General features: G+C 62.5%; 16 protein-coding genes and 1 tRNA gene. All 17 read right to left on the bottom strand.

Features of this window, described 5'->3' with window-relative positions:
• Window positions 1–7: 7 nt before the first annotated feature.
• The 17 genes from nuoK to accD all read right to left on the bottom strand — a co-directional run bounded on the left by nuoK (window position 8) and on the right by accD (window position 14,638).
• A complete protein-coding gene (gene nuoK / locus ACVOLZ_RS04605) occupies window positions 8–313 on the bottom strand; it encodes an NADH-quinone oxidoreductase subunit NuoK (protein WP_054656949.1) in 306 nt (101 codons plus the stop codon).
• On the bottom strand, window positions 310–963 hold the full coding sequence (locus tag ACVOLZ_RS04600) for an NADH-quinone oxidoreductase subunit J (RefSeq protein WP_481515243.1): 654 nt from the start codon (window positions 961–963) through the stop codon (window positions 310–312). Before ACVOLZ_RS04600 ends, nuoK begins: the two co-directional genes overlap by 4 nt.
• Before the next feature lie 9 nt (window positions 964–972).
• Complete coding sequence (gene nuoI, locus ACVOLZ_RS04595) at window positions 973–1,461, bottom strand: NADH-quinone oxidoreductase subunit NuoI (RefSeq protein ID WP_296246079.1); 489 nt, start codon at window positions 1,459–1,461, stop codon at window positions 973–975.
• A gap of 3 nt (window positions 1,462–1,464) precedes the next feature.
• The gene (gene nuoH / locus ACVOLZ_RS04590; protein ID WP_282268407.1) at window positions 1,465–2,559 is read right to left on the bottom strand and encodes an NADH-quinone oxidoreductase subunit NuoH; all 1,095 of its coding nucleotides are present in this window, start codon (window positions 2,557–2,559) and stop codon (window positions 1,465–1,467) included.
• A complete protein-coding gene (gene nuoG, locus ACVOLZ_RS04585) occupies window positions 2,556–4,790 on the bottom strand; it encodes an NADH-quinone oxidoreductase subunit NuoG (RefSeq protein WP_481515242.1) in 2,235 nt (744 codons plus the stop codon). The genes nuoH and nuoG overlap by 4 nt, the downstream gene beginning before the upstream one ends.
• Window positions 4,787–6,124: an NADH-quinone oxidoreductase subunit NuoF gene (gene nuoF, locus ACVOLZ_RS04580; protein ID WP_481515241.1), complete on the bottom strand. Its 1,338-nt coding sequence runs from the start codon at window positions 6,122–6,124 to the stop codon at window positions 4,787–4,789. The genes nuoG and nuoF overlap by 4 nt, the downstream gene beginning before the upstream one ends.
• 3 nt (window positions 6,125–6,127) lie before the next feature.
• Window positions 6,128–6,655, bottom strand: coding sequence for an NADH-quinone oxidoreductase subunit NuoE (nuoE, locus tag ACVOLZ_RS04575; RefSeq protein ID WP_282268404.1), 528 nt, complete (start codon window positions 6,653–6,655; stop codon window positions 6,128–6,130).
• Window positions 6,656–6,746: 91 nt separating this feature from the next.
• The gene (locus tag ACVOLZ_RS04570) at window positions 6,747–7,976 is read right to left on the bottom strand and encodes an NADH-quinone oxidoreductase subunit D (protein ID WP_346498010.1); all 1,230 of its coding nucleotides are present in this window, start codon (window positions 7,974–7,976) and stop codon (window positions 6,747–6,749) included.
• Between the two features lie 89 nt (window positions 7,977–8,065).
• Window positions 8,066–8,818 carry an NADH-quinone oxidoreductase subunit C gene (locus ACVOLZ_RS04565; RefSeq protein WP_481515240.1) on the bottom strand — a complete coding sequence of 251 codons (753 nt, stop codon included), beginning with the start codon at window positions 8,816–8,818 and terminating at the stop codon, window positions 8,066–8,068.
• Window positions 8,819–8,850: 32 nt separating this feature from the next.
• The gene (locus tag ACVOLZ_RS04560; RefSeq protein WP_017354657.1) at window positions 8,851–9,405 is read right to left on the bottom strand and encodes a NuoB/complex I 20 kDa subunit family protein; all 555 of its coding nucleotides are present in this window, start codon (window positions 9,403–9,405) and stop codon (window positions 8,851–8,853) included.
• Window positions 9,396–9,752: an NADH-quinone oxidoreductase subunit A gene (locus ACVOLZ_RS04555; RefSeq protein WP_057626704.1), complete on the bottom strand. Its 357-nt coding sequence runs from the start codon at window positions 9,750–9,752 to the stop codon at window positions 9,396–9,398. Before ACVOLZ_RS04555 ends, ACVOLZ_RS04560 begins: the two co-directional genes overlap by 10 nt.
• 112 nt (window positions 9,753–9,864) lie before the next feature.
• Window positions 9,865–9,949: transfer RNA gene (locus ACVOLZ_RS04550), tRNA-Leu, on the bottom strand.
• Between the two features lie 48 nt (window positions 9,950–9,997).
• Window positions 9,998–10,444, bottom strand: coding sequence for a preprotein translocase subunit SecG (gene secG / locus ACVOLZ_RS04545; protein ID WP_481515239.1), 447 nt, complete (start codon window positions 10,442–10,444; stop codon window positions 9,998–10,000).
• Between the two features lie 29 nt (window positions 10,445–10,473).
• Window positions 10,474–11,229 carry a triose-phosphate isomerase gene (gene tpiA / locus ACVOLZ_RS04540; protein WP_481515238.1) on the bottom strand — a complete coding sequence of 252 codons (756 nt, stop codon included), beginning with the start codon at window positions 11,227–11,229 and terminating at the stop codon, window positions 10,474–10,476.
• A 157-nt stretch (window positions 11,230–11,386) separates the two neighbouring features.
• On the bottom strand, window positions 11,387–12,325 hold the full coding sequence (locus ACVOLZ_RS04535) for an isopenicillin N synthase family dioxygenase (protein WP_481515237.1): 939 nt from the start codon (window positions 12,323–12,325) through the stop codon (window positions 11,387–11,389).
• A gap of 73 nt (window positions 12,326–12,398) precedes the next feature.
• A complete protein-coding gene (glmM, locus tag ACVOLZ_RS04530; protein ID WP_481515236.1) occupies window positions 12,399–13,757 on the bottom strand; it encodes a phosphoglucosamine mutase in 1,359 nt (452 codons plus the stop codon).
• Window positions 13,757–14,638 carry an acetyl-CoA carboxylase, carboxyltransferase subunit beta gene (gene accD / locus ACVOLZ_RS04525; RefSeq protein WP_481508930.1) on the bottom strand — a complete coding sequence of 294 codons (882 nt, stop codon included), beginning with the start codon at window positions 14,636–14,638 and terminating at the stop codon, window positions 13,757–13,759. Before accD ends, glmM begins: the two co-directional genes overlap by 1 nt.
• Between the last annotated feature and the right edge of the window lie 278 nt (window positions 14,639–14,916).

Below are 14,916 nucleotides of genomic sequence, written 5' to 3'. Positions count from 1 at the left end.
CTTCGGATCAGCCCTTCAGCGAATCGACTTCGCCCACATTGATGGTGTGGCGAGTACGGAACAAGGTCACCAGGATCGCGAGGCCGATTGCAGCTTCGGCTGCGGCCACGGTCAGGATGAAGAACACGAACAGCTGACCGGCGGTGTCGCCCAGCTCACGCGAGAAGGCGATGAAGTTGATGTTCACCGACAACAGCATCAGTTCGATCGACATCAACAGCACGATGATGTTCTTGCGGTTGAGGAAGATGCCGGCAACGCTGATGCAGAACATCACCGCGCCCAGCGCGAGCATATGGCCCAGAGAAATCATGGCTTGGCCTCCTCGCCACCGTCATGTTGCGTATCGACCTGCACCACCGGCTTTTCGGCGGCCATCTTGACCATGCGCAGGCGGTCTTTTGCCTTGGTCATGGTCTGCTCGGTCGGGTTCTGCGTCTTCAGACCTTCACGACGACGCAGGGTCAGCATCACAGCTGCCACCACGGCCACGGTCAGGATCACAGCAGCGAACTCGAACGGCAGCAGGTATTCAGTGAACAGGCTGCGTGCCAGCCAGGTGACATTCGAGGTGTCGGCAGCGACCGCAGCGGCGTTGTCCGCCGGGAACGGCGCGGTACGTGCCTTGATGCCGATCAGGGTCAGCATCTGCACCAGCATCACCACCGCGACCACCAGGCCGACCGGCAGGTAACGCACCCAGCCTTCACGCAGGTTGGTGGTGTCGATGTCCAGCATCATCACCACGAACAGGAACAACACCATCACCGCGCCAACGTAGACCAGCACCAGGGTGACACCGAGGAACTCGGCACCCACCAGCAGCCAGACGCAGGCAATGGAGAAGAACGTCAGGATCAAGCACAGCACGGCGTACACCGGGTTGCGCACGCTGATCACCGCTGCCGCGGAAATGCCGGCAATGATGGAGAAGAACCAGAAACAAATATTTACCCAATCCATCTCAAGACCTCAGCGGAAGGCAGCGTCGGCGGCGCGGCGCTCGGCGATTTCGGCTTCAAGCCGGTCGCCAATTGCCAGCAGCTGCGGCTTGGTGATGATGTTCTCGCCACGCTTCTCGAAGTGGTACTCGAGAATGTGGGTCTCGACGATCGAGTCCACCGGGCAGCTTTCTTCGCAGAAGCCGCAGAAGATGCACTTGAACAGATCGATTTCGTAACGCGTGGTACGGCGGGTGCCGTCTTCGCGCTTGGCCGAGTCGATGGTGATCGCCAGTGCCGGGCACACCGCTTCGCACAGTTTGCAGGCGATGCAGCGCTCTTCACCATTGGGGTAACGGCGCAGGGCGTGCAGGCCACGGAAACGCGGCGACTGCGGGAACTTCTCCATCGGGTACATCACGGTGTACTTGGGCTTGAACGTGTATTTCAACGTCAGCCACAAGCCGCCGAGCAACTCCAGGAGCAGCAGGCTTTTGAAATAGTGGGTGATCTTATTCATGAATCAAACGCCCTTCTGGATCACGCCGTAGAACACCATCAGTGCCGTCACCGCGATCCAGAAAATGGTCAACGGGATGAACACCTTCCAGCCCAGACGCATGATCTGGTCATAACGGAAGCGCGGGAAGCTGGCACGGAACCAGATATACGCACTGGCGAAGAACAGCACCTTGAGCAGCAGCCACGGCCAACCGCCGGTCCAGATCCAGTTGATCCACGGCGAGATGTCGGCCGTGATCCAACCCTGGAGCGGGCTCAGCCAGCCACCGAGGAAGAAGATCGAGATCAGGAAGCTGACCAGGATCATGTTGGCGTACTCGGCCAGGAAGAACAGTGCGAACGCACCACCGGAGTACTCAACCATGTGACCGGCAACGATTTCCGACTCACCTTCCACCACGTCGAACGGCGCGCGGTTGGTTTCGGCAACGCCGGACACCCAATACACGACGAACAACGGGAACAGCGGCAGCAGGAACCAGTCGAACAGACCCGAGTTACCCTTCTGCGCCAGCACGATGTCGGTCAGGTTCAAGCTGCCGGCAGCGATCATCACGCCAACCAGGGCGAAGCCCATCGCGATTTCGTAGCTGACCACCTGTGCGGCCGAACGCATCGCACCGAGGAAGGCGTACTTGGAGTTGGAGGCCCAACCGGCGAGGATCACGCCGTACACGCCCAGCGAGGTCATCGCCAGCAGGTACAGCAGACCAACGTTGGCGTTGGACAGCACCAGCTTGTAGTCGAACGGAACCACCGCCCACGCCGCGAACGACGGTGCCAGCACGATCAGCGGCGCGATGATGTACATCGCCTTGTGTGCGCTGGCCGGAGCAATGATTTCCTTGAACAGCAGCTTGGTGACGTCGGCGAAAGCCTGCAGCAAGCCACCAAGACCGACATACATCGGCCCGTGGCGGACGTGCATCCAGCCGATCAGCTTGCGCTCCCACAACACGTAGAAGGCGACCGAAATGATCACCGGCATGGCGATCAAGAGGATCTTGATCACCGTCCACAGCACGATACCGATGTCACCCAGTGACATGAACCACTGGAACAAGGGGTCGATCGCGTTTAACAGCAACTCGTTCATGCAGCCACCACCGTTACCCGAGCGGCACCCAGCGGCGCGGTTGCACCGTGGCCCGATTCAATCCACACCGTACCGGCGCCGACGCGCGCGTCGACCACAACCGACAGCGTGGCGCGACCAGCGTCGGTACCGACCTTGGCCATCTGGCCTTCGCTCAGCTGCAGACGCGCGGCGTCATCGGCATTGAGCACGATGCGCGGATCGTTGTTGAGCGGATGCGACTGCAGCGCCTGCGCACGACGCACGACGGCATCAGTACGGTAGATCGCCGGAGTCGAAGCCACTTCAAAGCCCTCGCCTGCCAGCTGCGGCTGCGCCGAAGCGGCAACCTTGACCGAGACCGGCTGCAGGCCAGCACGCAGACCTGCCAGATCGGTGAAACCGAAACCGGCCAACTGCATGTCACCGCCCAGGGCGCGCAGCACGCGCCAGCCCTCGCGGGCCTCGCCTTGCAACTTGCCACCGGCGCGGGCGTTCTGCTCGCGGCCGTCCAGATTGGTCAGCGTGCCGTCGATTTCCGGCAGCGCGCCGATCGGCAGGATCACGTCGGCCACATCGCGGGTCGAGGTGCAGGCAAAGTGGCTGAAGGCCACAACCTTGGCACCGGCCAGTGCCTTGCGGGCAGCGGCGGTATCGGCGAAGTCCAGGCCCGGCTCGATGCCGTAGATGGCATAGGCCTTGCGCGGCTGCGCCAGCATTGCTTTGACGTCCTTGCCGGCCGGCAGCACGCCAGCGCGGGCCAGGCCGACTGCGTTGGCACCCTGCGGGATGCGGCACAGCTTGGCGCCGGTAGCAGCGGCAAACGCGCTGGCAGCGGCACGGATGGCAGCGGCCTGCGGGTGATTTTCAGCAATCGCGCCGACGATGATGACGGTGTTGTTGCCGCCCTTCACCGCGTCGACCAGCTGCGCGTTGCCCAGTGCTTCAACGAAGCGCGACGGAGCAACGATGTGCTTGCCAGCCAGCTTGAACGCAAAGTCGAAATCGACCGGGTTGATCGAATGGATCTTGGCGCCGTTGGTGGTCTGCGCCTTGCGCAGACGGGCGTGCAGCAGCGGCAGTTCGTGGCGGATATTGCTACCCAGCACAACGATCTGATCAGCGTGCTCGATGTCGGCCAGCGACATGCCGAAGGCTTCAGCAACCGGGGCGTCGGAGAAGTCGCGGTTGTTGATGCGGTGGTCGATGTTGTTCGAACCCAGGCCAGCGGCCAGGCGGGCCAGCAATGCGCCCTCCTCGTTCGACGTCGCCGGGTGCACCAGCACGCCGAGCTCGTCGCCACGGTTGGCTTCGAAGATTTCGCGGGCAGCAGCCAGACCTTCGGCCCAGCTCACTTCCTTCCACTCACCATTGACCTTCTGCAGCGGCTTGACCGCGCGGTCGGCCGAATACAGGCCCTGATGCGAATAACGATCGCGATCGGACAGCCAGCACTCGTTGACCAGCTCGTTGTCACGCGGCACCGCGCGCAGCACTTCGCCGCGACGGGTGTGCAGGAACAGATTCGAGCCCATCGCGTCGTGGTAACCCAGCGACTCGCGAGCGGTCAGTTCCCACGGGCGTGCCTTGAACTGGAACACCTTGTTGGTCAGCGCGCCGACCGGGCACACGTCGATGACGTTGCCGGACAACTCGGTGGTCAACGGCTTGCCGTCGTAGGTACCGATCTGCAGATTCTCACCACGCGACATGCCACCCAGCTCGTAGGTGCCAGCGACTTCAGCGGTGAAGCGCACGCAACGGGTGCACTGGATGCAGCGGGTCATCTCGGTGGCGACCAGCGGCCCCATGTCCTCGTCGACCACAACGCGCTTGCGCTCGTTGAAGCGGCTGACCGAACGGCCGTAGCCCAGCGACACGTCCTGCAGCTCGCACTCGCCGCCCTGATCGCAGATCGGGCAGTCCAGCGGATGGTTGATGAGCAGGAACTCCATCACCGAACGCTGGTACTTGAGCGCCTTCTCGTTGCGGGTCTGGATCTTCATGCCATCCATGACCGGGGTTGCGCAGGCCGGCGACGGCTTGGGCGACTTTTCAACGTCGACCAGGCACATGCGGCAGTTTGCGGCGATCGGCAGCTTCTCGTGGTAGCAGAAGCGCGGAATCGGAATGCCAGCCTTGTCGGCGGCCTGGATGATCATCGAACCCTTGGGTACGACCAGGGACTGACCATCGATATCGATGGTCACGTGATCCGGTGGTACGTTGGGATTTACCGGTTGCGCGCTCATGCGGCAGCAGTCTCCACCTTCTTGCCGTCAACCATCGAATGACCGTTGACGATGTAGTACTCGAATTCGTTCCAGAACTGGCGTAGGAAGCCTTGAATCGGCCACGCTGCCGCCTCACCGAACGCACAGATGGTGTGGCCTTCAATCTGGCCCGCAACCGTCTTCAGCTGATGCAGGTCCTCCATCGTGGCCTGGCCGGCGACGATGCGCTCCAGCACACGGTGCATCCAGCCGGTACCTTCACGGCACGGGGTGCACTGGCCACAGGATTCCTTGTGGAAGAACTGGCTGATGCGGCAAGCGAACTTGACGCAGCAGACGCTGTCATCCAGCACCACGATGGCACCCGAACCCAGGCCGGAGCCCAGTGCACGGATGGTGTCGTAGTCCATCGGCAGACCCTTGAGCTGCTCGGCGGTCAGCACCGGCATCGACACGCCGCCCGGGATTGCGCCCTTCAGGGTGCGGCCCGGACGCAGGCCACCGGCCATCGCCAGCAGGTCGTCGAAGGTGGTGCCCAGCGGCACTTCGAAGTTGCCGCCAACAGCCACGCAACCGGAGACCGAGAAGCACTTCGGGCCGCCGTTATTGGTCAGGCTCAGGTTCTTGAACCACTCCGCGCCGTTGCGGATGATCGCCGGCACCGAGGCATAGGTCTCGGTGTTGTTGATCGTGGTCGGCTTGCCGTACAGGCCGAAATTGGCCGGGAACGGCGGCTTGTAACGCGGCTGGCCCTTCTTGCCTTCCAGCGATTCCATCAGCGCGGTTTCTTCGCCGCAGATGTAAGCGCCGGCGCCAAGCGCGCCATAGATATCGATGTCGCAACCGCTGCCCAGCACGTTCTTGCCCAGCCAGCCGTGCTTGTAGGCATCGGCCAAGGCCTGCTCGAAGTGCTCGAACGGCTCGTGGTGGAACTCACCACGCAGGTAGTTGTACGCCGCGGTCGAGCCGGTGGCGTAGCAGGCGATCGCCATGCCTTCCACGACCGAATGCGGGTTGTAACGCAGGATGTCGCGGTCCTTGCAGGTGCCCGGCTCGGATTCATCCGAGTTGCAGAGGATGTACTTCTGCACATCACCCTTGGGCATGAAGGACCACTTCAGGCCGGTCGGGAAGCCTGCGCCGCCACGGCCACGCAGGCCGGACTGTTTGACCATCTCGATGACGTCGGCCGGCGGGATCTTCTCTTCGAGGATCTTGCGCAGCGCGGCGTAGCCACCGGTCTTCAGATAGCTTTCGTACGACCACGGGGTGTCGTAATGCAGCGTGGTGTAGACCACGTTGTGCGGAAGCGGCGCCGGTCCGACCGGGCCCTTGGATTCGTGGTGTGCCATGCCTTACTCCAGCCCGTCCAGCAGCGCATCGACCTGGTCCAGCGTCAGGCGCTCGTGGTAATGGCCGTTGATGACCATCATCGGTGCGCCAGCGCAACCAGCCAGGCACTCTTCCTCTTTCTTGAGGTAGACGCGGCCGTCAGCGGTCGATTCACCGTGCTTGATGCCCAGCTTCTTCTCGCAATGGCGGACGATGTCGTCGGCGCCATTGAGCCAGCAGCTGACGTTGGTGCAGATGGCGACGTTGTTGCGGCCAACCTTCTCGGTCTCGAACATCGAGTAGAAGGTTGCAACTTCGTACGCCCACACGAACGGCAGGTCCAGGTACTTGGCCACGCCGGCGATCAGCTCGTCGCTCAACCAGCCCTGGTTCTGCTCCTGTGCGGCATGCAGGCCCTGCAGCACCGCCGAACGCTTGCGGTCCGGCGGGAACTTGGACAGCCAGTGATCGATGTGAGCGCGCGTTTTGTCGCTCAACACCACCATCGGGTCGACGTTGCGCGCCGCCTCGAAATTACCCGTCGCCTTCATAGGCCGACCTCAACGAATACCAAAAGCTGAAAAACCGATGCCCGCGGCGGCAGGACCGCGCAGGCAACGGACGATGTCTGATCCGCCGGCATTACCGGTCAACCTCACCGAATACGAGGTCGTAGGTGCCGATCATTGCCACCACGTCGGCCAGCATGTGGCCGCGCACGACCGAGTCGATCGAGGACAGGTGAGCGAAGCCCGGCGCGCGCAGATGGGCGCGGAACGGCTTGTTGGCACCGTCGGAAACCAGGTAGCAACCGAACTCACCCTTCGGCGCTTCAACCGCCGCATAGGTTTCGCCGGCCGGCACGCAGTAGCCTTCACTGAACAGCTTGAAGTGATGGATCAGCGCTTCCATGTCGTCCTTCATCTCGGCGCGAGCCGGCGGGGCGACCTTGAAGTTCTTGACCATCACCGGGCCCGGGTTGGCCTTAAGCCAAGCCACGCATTGCTTGATGATGCGGTTGGATTCGCGCATCTCGGCAATACGCACCAGGTAACGGTCGTAGCAGTCACCCTTGGTGCCCAACGGCAGGTCGAAATCGACCGCGTCGTACTTGGCATACGGCTGCTTCTTGCGCAGATCCCAGGCAATACCCGAACCACGCAGCATCACGCCAGTCATGCCCCAAGCCATTGCATGCTCAGGGGTGATCACGCCGATGCCAACGGTACGCTGTTTCCAGATACGGTTATCGGTCAGCAGGGTTTCGTATTCGTCAACGCGACCCGGGAACTCATTGGTGAAGTTCTCCAGGAAGTCGAGCAGCGAGCCCTCGCGCGAAGCGTTCAGACGCTTCAGCGCATTGCCCTTGTGCCACCGCGATTCCTTGTACTTCGGCATCGTGTCCGGCAGGTCGCGGTACACGCCGCCCGGACGGTAGTAGGCCGCGTGCATGCGCGCGCCGGAGACTGCTTCGTAGCAGTCCATCAGCTCTTCGCGCTCACGGAAGGCATACAGCATCACCGCCATCGCGCCCAGATCGAGCGCGTTGGAGCCCAGCCACATCAAGTGGTTCAGGACGCGGGTGACTTCGTCGAACATGGTGCGGATGTACTGCGCACGCTCCGGCACTTCGATACCCACCAGGGTTTCGATGGCGCGGACATAAGCGTGCTCGTTGCACATCATCGAGCAGTAATCCAGGCGATCCATGTAACCGATCGACTGGTTGAACGGCTTGGACTCGGCCAGCTTCTCGGTCGCGCGGTGCAGCAGACCGATATGCGGATCGGCGCGCATGATGGTTTCGCCGTCCATTTCCAGGATCAGGCGCAGCACACCATGCGCGGCCGGATGCTGCGGGCCGAAGTTCATGGTGTAGTTGCGAATCTCCTGCTTGGCTTCAGCAGGATTGCTCGCAAAGGCCTGCGAGGCCTGGTGGAATTCCTTCTTTACGTCCGCACTCACTTGCTTGCCTCCGTCTGCGCGCGCTCGCCTTCAGCAGTCTGGAAGCGGGCATCGTCGCGGATAACACGCGGCACGCCTACGCGCGGCTCGACCGAAGTCACCGGCTCGTAGACCACACGCTTCTTTTCTTCGTCGTAACGCACTTCGACGTTGCCGATCAGCGGGAAATCCTTGCGGAACGGATGGCCCACGAAACCGTAGTCGGTCAGGATGCGACGCAGGTCCGGGTGTCCTTCGAAGATCACGCCGTACAGATCGAACGCTTCGCGCTCGAACCAGTTCAGGCCCGGATGGATGTCGGTCAGCGAAGCCACCACCGGCAGCGATTCGCTGGGGGCGTAGCAACGGATGCGCAGCAGCTGGTTGTGCTGGTAGGAGCGCAGCTGGCAGACCACAGCGAAGCGCTGCTTGGGCATTGCGTCCGGCTGGGCGCCGTCAGCGGTTTCGTGGCTGGGGAATTCACCCCAGGCGAAACGACCCGCGCCATTGCCTTCCACGCCACGGCTGAAGCCGTGCGAGGAAACGTCCGAGGTATCCCACTCGTCGCTGCCATAGCCGAGGTAGTCGACGCCGCACAGGTCGGTGGCGTGCTCGAAGCCGAATTCATCACGCAGCGCCAGAGCGGTTGCGTGCCAATCGGCAACAGCCACTTCCAGCGTTACTTCGCCGCGCGGTTCGACCACCACAACCTGCGCACCGGCAAAACGGGCGCGAAGTTTATCGATGAGAGAAGGTGCTTGCTGGGCCATGGGGGCTGGCGTGCTCTTGATTTGAAAGGGGGTCAGCGTGCGATGGTCTGGGTACGCCAGATCTTCTTCTGCAGCTGCAAAATGCCGTACACCAGCGCCTCGGCCGTCGGCGGGCAGCCCGGGACGTAGACGTCCACCGGCACCACACGATCGCAACCGCGCACCACTGCATAGGAATAATGGTAATAACCGCCGCCGTTGGCGCAGCTACCCATCGAGATGACCCACTTCGGGTCCGGCATCTGGTCGTAGACCTTGCGCAGCGCCGGGGCCATCTTGTTGACCAGGGTACCGGCCACGATCATCACGTCGGACTGTCGCGGCGAGGGACGGAACACCACGCCATAACGGTCAAGGTCCAGACGCGCCGCACCGGCGTGCATCATCTCCACCGCGCAGCAGGCCAGACCGAAGGTCATGGGCCACATCGAGCCGGTACGTGCCCAGTTCAACAGCGCATCAACGCTGGTGGTCACATAGCCCTTCTCGAGCAGGGGGTTATCGCCTTCAGGCCGCAGAATGTCATCAACCCGCCCTTCCGGAACGGGGTTGTTCATCAGGCCGTCGAGAGTTTGGATCACTCCCATTCCAGCGCTCCCTTCTTCCACACGTAGATAAAGCCGAGGAACAGCATGCCCACGAACAGGCCCATGGTGACCAGCGAACGCGCGCCGAGCTCCATGAACACCTGGGTCCAGGGCACAATAAAGATGATTTCCAGGTCAAAGACGATGAACTGGATGGCGATCAAGTAATAACGCACGTCGAACTTCATGCGCGCGTTTTCGAACGCCTCGAAGCCACACTCGTAGGCGGAGAGTTTCTCGGTGTCCGGCGAACGCGGAGCGAGGAACCGACCGATCAACATCAGCGTGACGCCGATGCCGGTGGCGACGATCAGAAACAGCAGAGACGGCAAATATTCGGCCAGCACAGCGATTCTCTCTTGCCTCTGCCCGGGACACCTGCAGGTGCCAAGGCATGGGGGATGAACGGGACTTGCCACGACGGGAAGCTGCTGCAACCCGTGTACCCGCATAAAACAATGGTGCCCAAGAGGGGACTCGAACCCCTACGACCTAAGTCGCTACCACCTCAAGGTAGTGCGTCTACCAATTCCGCCACCTGGGCTTACGTCAGCGCAGCTGCTTCGCAGTGCGCCGCGTATTGTAACCGTCTTCAGTCTTTCTGTGCGGGTTCAGCGGGCTTTTCTTCGCTCTTGGCAGGAATATTTTCCGCCGGAGCCGTTGCCTGCGGCACTTCACCCACCGTCGCGGCAGCCGGAACTGCCGGAACGGCCTGCAACTCACCTGCCGGAGCCGCTGGCGCAGCGGCCGGAGCCGCCGTTTCAACCGCACTCATCAGGCCCACACCCTGGTCCGCCGGACGCGAACCGTGGCTGGCGTACCACGCCATGAACAAGCTGATGCCGAAAAACACCACGGCCAGCCATTTGGTGCTCTTGGACAGGAAGTTGGACGCGCCACGCGCGCCGAACACCGTACCCGACGCACCGGCACCAAAACCCGAACCAGCGGCAGCACCAGAGCCACGCTGCATCAGGATCAGCGCGATCATCGCGAGCGCCACCAGCACATAGACCACATTGAGGATCAACATCAGCATTTTTGAAATCCGTCCCGGACAATTACCCGTTAGCGACTGGCAGCCGCCCTCGCGATGGCCAGAAAATCAGCCGCCACCAGCGAAGCGCCACCTACCAGCCCGCCATCGACGTCAGGCTGTGAAAACAGCTCTGCTGCGTTGTCGGGCTTGACGCTGCCGCCATAAAGGATCGACAACGAATCGGCAATTCTAGCATCGCGCTCGGCGACTACGCCACGAATGAACGCATGCACGGCCTGCGCCTGCTCTGGCGAGGCGGTACGGCCGGTGCCAATTGCCCAGATCGGCTCATATGCCACCACTGCCTTGGCGAAGGCCTGGACCCCGGCCAGATCCAACACCGGTGCCAGCTGCGAGGCAATCACCGCCTCGGTCTGCGCAGCCTCGCGCTGCTCCAGCGTCTCACCAACACATAAGACTGGAATCAGGCCTGCATTGATCGCGGCAACGAACTTGCGCGCCACCAGCTCGCTGCTCTCGTTGTGGTATTGGCGGCGCTCGGAGTGGCCGACCAGGCCATGAGTGGCACCAACGTCCACCAGCATGCTGGCCGAAACCTCGCCGGTATAGGCGCCCTTTTCGTTGCTGCTCACATCCTGCGAGCCGAACAGCAGCTCCGTACCCTCGAAATCCTCGACCAGATCGCCCAGATAAGGCAGCGGCGGCAGGATCACCAGGCTCACACCAGCCAGCGGCAGGCCAGCAGCCACCTGCCCGACCAGATCGGTGGCGAATTGACGACTGCCATGCAGCTTCCAGTTACCAGCAACGATTTTTTGGCGCATTCAGGCATAACTCCCCGGTAAAAAGTATCGGCAAAGGATAGCCGATATGCGGACATCCACAGGACAAACTGCAGACAACGGAAGACAAGATGCAAAAACGCCGCCGGGCCAAGGCCGCGGCGGCGTCGATGCGACAGCTGCTGGAGCCAGCGCCGGCTTACTTCAGCTTGATCTCGCGCAGGCGCTGCTCAAGGAAGCCGTGGGCGGTGATCGCCTCCGGATAGCGGCTCGGATTCTCCGCAGTGATGCAGGAAGGCAGCACGTCGATCAGGAAATCCGGGTTCGGGTGCAGGAAGAACGGCACCGAATAACGCGGCTTGCGTGCCAACTCACCCGGGGGATTGACCACGCGATGGATGGTGGACGGGTACACGTGATTGGTCAGACGCTGCAGCATGTCGCCGATATTGACCACGATGGTGTCGGCGTCCGAGGTGAACGGAACCCACTCGCCCTCATGCGACTGCACTTCCAGGCCGGCCGCACTGGCACCGACCAGCAAGGTGATGAAGTTGATATCGCCATGCGCGCCAGCGCGCACATTGGGGATGTCATCGGTGGTGATCGGCGGGTAATGGATGGGGCGCAGGATCGAGTTGCCGTTATTGGTCTTGTCGGCGAAGTAGTTCTCCGGCAGACCGATATGCAGGGCCAGCGCCGACAGTACCCGCGAACCCAGCTGGTCGAGCTTCTGGTACAGGCCGTACCCGTGCTCCTTGAAACCGGGGACTTCGCTCGGCCACAGGTTCGGCTGCATCACCTCGCGGTACTTGGAATCGTCGGCGATCTCGCGGCCGATATGCCAGAACTCCTTCAGATCGAAGTGCGCCGAACCCTTGGCGGTTTCCACACCGAACTGGGTATAACCGCGCGCGCCACCGCTGCCGGCGATGTGGTACTGCTTCTTCACATCTTCCGGCAGGGCGAAGAACGCCTTGAACACGTCATATGCGGCGTCAATGTCCGCCTGCGGAATGCCGTGATTGCGAATACCCGCGAAACCCCACTCACGATACGCCGCGCCAAGTTCGGCCACGAAGGCGTCACGGTCAGTATCGAAACGGGTGATATCGAGGGTGGGAATACGGGAACTCATACAAAACTCCAAAGAAGGGAACGGGACGCCGGCTATTGAAACCGACGTCCCGGCAACACCACTATGATCCAGCTCAAACCTGTGCGGCAGCCGAACGAACCGCGCCGGCCAGCGCCTCAAGGGTGGCGGTCATCAGCCCAGCCTCATCGGCCTCGACCGTGACCCGCACCACCGGCTCGGTACCCGACGGCCGCAGGAATGCCCTGCCCCGCCCGGCCACCGCTGCCTGAGCGGCCGCAAGCGCAGCCTGCACCGGGGCACTGGCAACGACTTCGCGCGCACCCGTTTCCAAGCGCACATTGATCGTCTTCTGCGGCACCATCACCAGCCCCTGCAGGGCCTGCCGCAGATTCACACCGGCACCGCCGAGCACTTCCAGCACCTGCAACGCGCTGACAATCGCATCACCGGTGGTGGCACGATCCAGGCACAGGATATGGCCGGAGGCTTCGCCGCCCAGTACGCCATTGCCCTCGACCAGCGCCTTGTGTACATAACGGTCGCCGACATTGGCGCGGACGAACGGAATACCCAGACGCTCCAGCGCCTGCTCCATCCCGTAGTTGGTCATCAACGTGCCGACTACCGGCCCACGCAGCCGGCCATTGGCCTGCCACGCCTTGGCCAGCACGTACAGCAAGCCATCACCATCCACGGCCGCACCGGTGTGATCGACCATCAGCACGCGATCGCCATCGCCATCGAAGGCAATGCCGATATCGGCACCAACCTCGGTCACCTTGCGCGCCAGGCTGTCGATGTGCATCGAGCCAACGCCATCATTGATATTGATGCCGTTCGGCTCGGCACCGATCGCAGTCACGTCCGCCCCCAGCTCGCGGAACAGTAGCGGCGCGACGTGATAGGTGGCGCCATGGGCGCAATCGAGCACGACCTTGAGCCCGCGCAGATAGAAATTGCGCGGCACACTGGCCTTGCAGAACTCGATGTAACGACCCACTGCATCACGTGCACGGACCGCCTTGCCCAGCTGCTCGGATTCCACCGTCGAGAACGGCTGATCCATCGCGGCTTCCAGCGCCAGTTCGGTGGCGTCATCGAGCTTCTCGCCTTCGGCCGAGAAGAACTTGATGCCGTTGTCGTAGTGCGGGTTGTGCGAGGCACTGATGACGATGCCGGCATCGGCACCCAAGGTGTGCGCAAGGAATGCCACCGCCGGGGTCGGCATCGGCCCAATCAGCTGCACATTGGCACCTGCAGCCACCAGACCCGCTTCCAGCGCCGACTCGAACATATAGCCGGAGATGCGAGTGTCCTTGCCGATAACCACGGTCGGCTGCTGGCCGCCACTGCGTGCAACCAGCACGCGGCCCAATGCATTGCCGACGCGCAGCACGAAATCAGCGGAAATAACGCCCTTGCCGACCCGGCCACGGATGCCGTCGGTACCAAAGTACTTGCGCGCGCCCATCAGGCAGCCGCTTCCTCGTGCTGCGGCTGACGCCCCAGCATGGCCAGCAGGTCGGCCAGACGATCGCGCATTTCGCGGCGGTCACAGATCTGGTCGATGGCACCGTGCTCGAGCAGGAACTCCGAGCGCTGAAAACCTTCCGGCAGCTTTTCACGCACGGTCTGCTCGATCACGCGCGGGCCGGCAAAGCCGATCAGCGCCTGCGGCTCAGCGATATTGATATCGCCCAGCATCGCGAACGAGGCCGACACACCACCCGTGGTGGGATGGGTCAGCACCGAAATATAGGGCAGACCGGCTTCACGCAGCTTGGCCAGCGCGGCCGAGGTCTTGGCCATCTGCATCAGCGAGAACAGGCCTTCCTGCATGCGTGCACCGCCAGAAGCGGAGAAGCACACATACGGCGAGCCGATCTCCAGCGCGGTTTCCGCCGCCAGCGCGAAACGCTCACCGACCACCGACCCCATCGAACCGCCCATGAAGGCGAAGTCGAACGAAGATGCCACCAACGGACGCCCCTTCAGCAGGCCGCGCATGGCGACCAGCGCGTCGTACTCGCCGGTGTTCTTCTGGCTGGCCTTGATGCGCTCGACGTACTTCTTCTGGTCCTTGAACTTGAGCACGTCGGTCGGCCCGAGACGGGCGGCGATCTCGCTGGTGCTGTCAGCATCAAACAACGAGGCCAGGCGCGCGCGCGCGCGGATGGCCATGTGGTGCCCACACTTCGGGCAGACCTCAAGGTTTTCTTCCAGCTCCGGGCGGTACAGGGCCGCGCCGCAGCTACTGCATTTTTCCCACAGCCCCTCGGGGACGCTGCGTTTTTTGGAGGGCGTGTTGTCGGTACGGATGCCGGACGGCATCAACTTGCTGAGCCAACTCATGCGGGATGACAATTCCGTTCAGGGCGGCCTTACGGCCACGACAGGGCCCACAGTCTAGCTCACCACTGCGACCAAGTTGCAGCACCGGTTCTGGCGCAATCCCTACTGCCGCGTATGTTTGCAGCGCAATACCGGGCCATGCCAGGCAGAAAACCGGACCACTGTAGTGGGGGGGGGGGGGGGGGGGGGGGGGGGGGGGCGAGGAGAGACGGAGAGGATGTGGGGGGAACAGGAGGAGGAAGAGGAGGGGGCCGGGGCGCCCACGCCCCGGCGAGCGA

This window comes from Stenotrophomonas sp. STEN020, assembly GCF_056760195.1.
This window is presented reverse-complemented; position numbering and strand designations above follow the sequence as displayed.

Bases quoted from the DNA above. Each gene is read 5' to 3' on its own strand.
- nuoK (WP_054656949.1), bottom strand. From the start codon at position 313: ATGATTTCTCTGGGCCATATGCTCGCGCTGGGCGCGGTGATGTTCTGC.
- ACVOLZ_RS04600 (WP_481515243.1), bottom strand. From the start codon at position 963: ATGGATTGGGTAAATATTTGTTTCTGGTTCTTCTCCATCATTGCCGGC.
- nuoI (WP_296246079.1), bottom strand. From the start codon at position 1,461: ATGAATAAGATCACCCACTATTTCAAAAGCCTGCTGCTCCTGGAGTTG.
- nuoH (WP_282268407.1), bottom strand. From the start codon at position 2,559: ATGAACGAGTTGCTGTTAAACGCGATCGACCCCTTGTTCCAGTGGTTC.
- nuoG (WP_481515242.1), bottom strand. From the start codon at position 4,790: ATGAGCGCGCAACCGGTAAATCCCAACGTACCACCGGATCACGTGACC.
- nuoF (WP_481515241.1), bottom strand. From the start codon at position 6,124: ATGGCACACCACGAATCCAAGGGCCCGGTCGGACCGGCGCCGCTTCCG.
- nuoE (WP_282268404.1), bottom strand. From the start codon at position 6,655: ATGAAGGCGACGGGTAATTTCGAGGCGGCGCGCAACGTCGACCCGATG.
- ACVOLZ_RS04570 (WP_346498010.1), bottom strand. From the start codon at position 7,976: ATGAACTTCGGCCCGCAGCATCCGGCCGCGCATGGTGTGCTGCGCCTG.
- ACVOLZ_RS04565 (WP_481515240.1), bottom strand. From the start codon at position 8,818: ATGGCCCAGCAAGCACCTTCTCTCATCGATAAACTTCGCGCCCGTTTT.
- ACVOLZ_RS04560 (WP_017354657.1), bottom strand. From the start codon at position 9,405: ATGGGAGTGATCCAAACTCTCGACGGCCTGATGAACAACCCCGTTCCG.
- secG (WP_481515239.1), bottom strand. From the start codon at position 10,444: ATGCTGATGTTGATCCTCAATGTGGTCTATGTGCTGGTGGCGCTCGCG.
- tpiA (WP_481515238.1), bottom strand. From the start codon at position 11,229: ATGCGCCAAAAAATCGTTGCTGGTAACTGGAAGCTGCATGGCAGTCGT.
- ACVOLZ_RS04535 (WP_481515237.1), bottom strand. From the start codon at position 12,325: ATGAGTTCCCGTATTCCCACCCTCGATATCACCCGTTTCGATACTGAC.
- glmM (WP_481515236.1), bottom strand. From the start codon at position 13,757: ATGGGCGCGCGCAAGTACTTTGGTACCGACGGCATCCGTGGCCGGGTC.
- accD (WP_481508930.1), bottom strand. From the start codon at position 14,638: ATGAGTTGGCTCAGCAAGTTGATGCCGTCCGGCATCCGTACCGACAAC.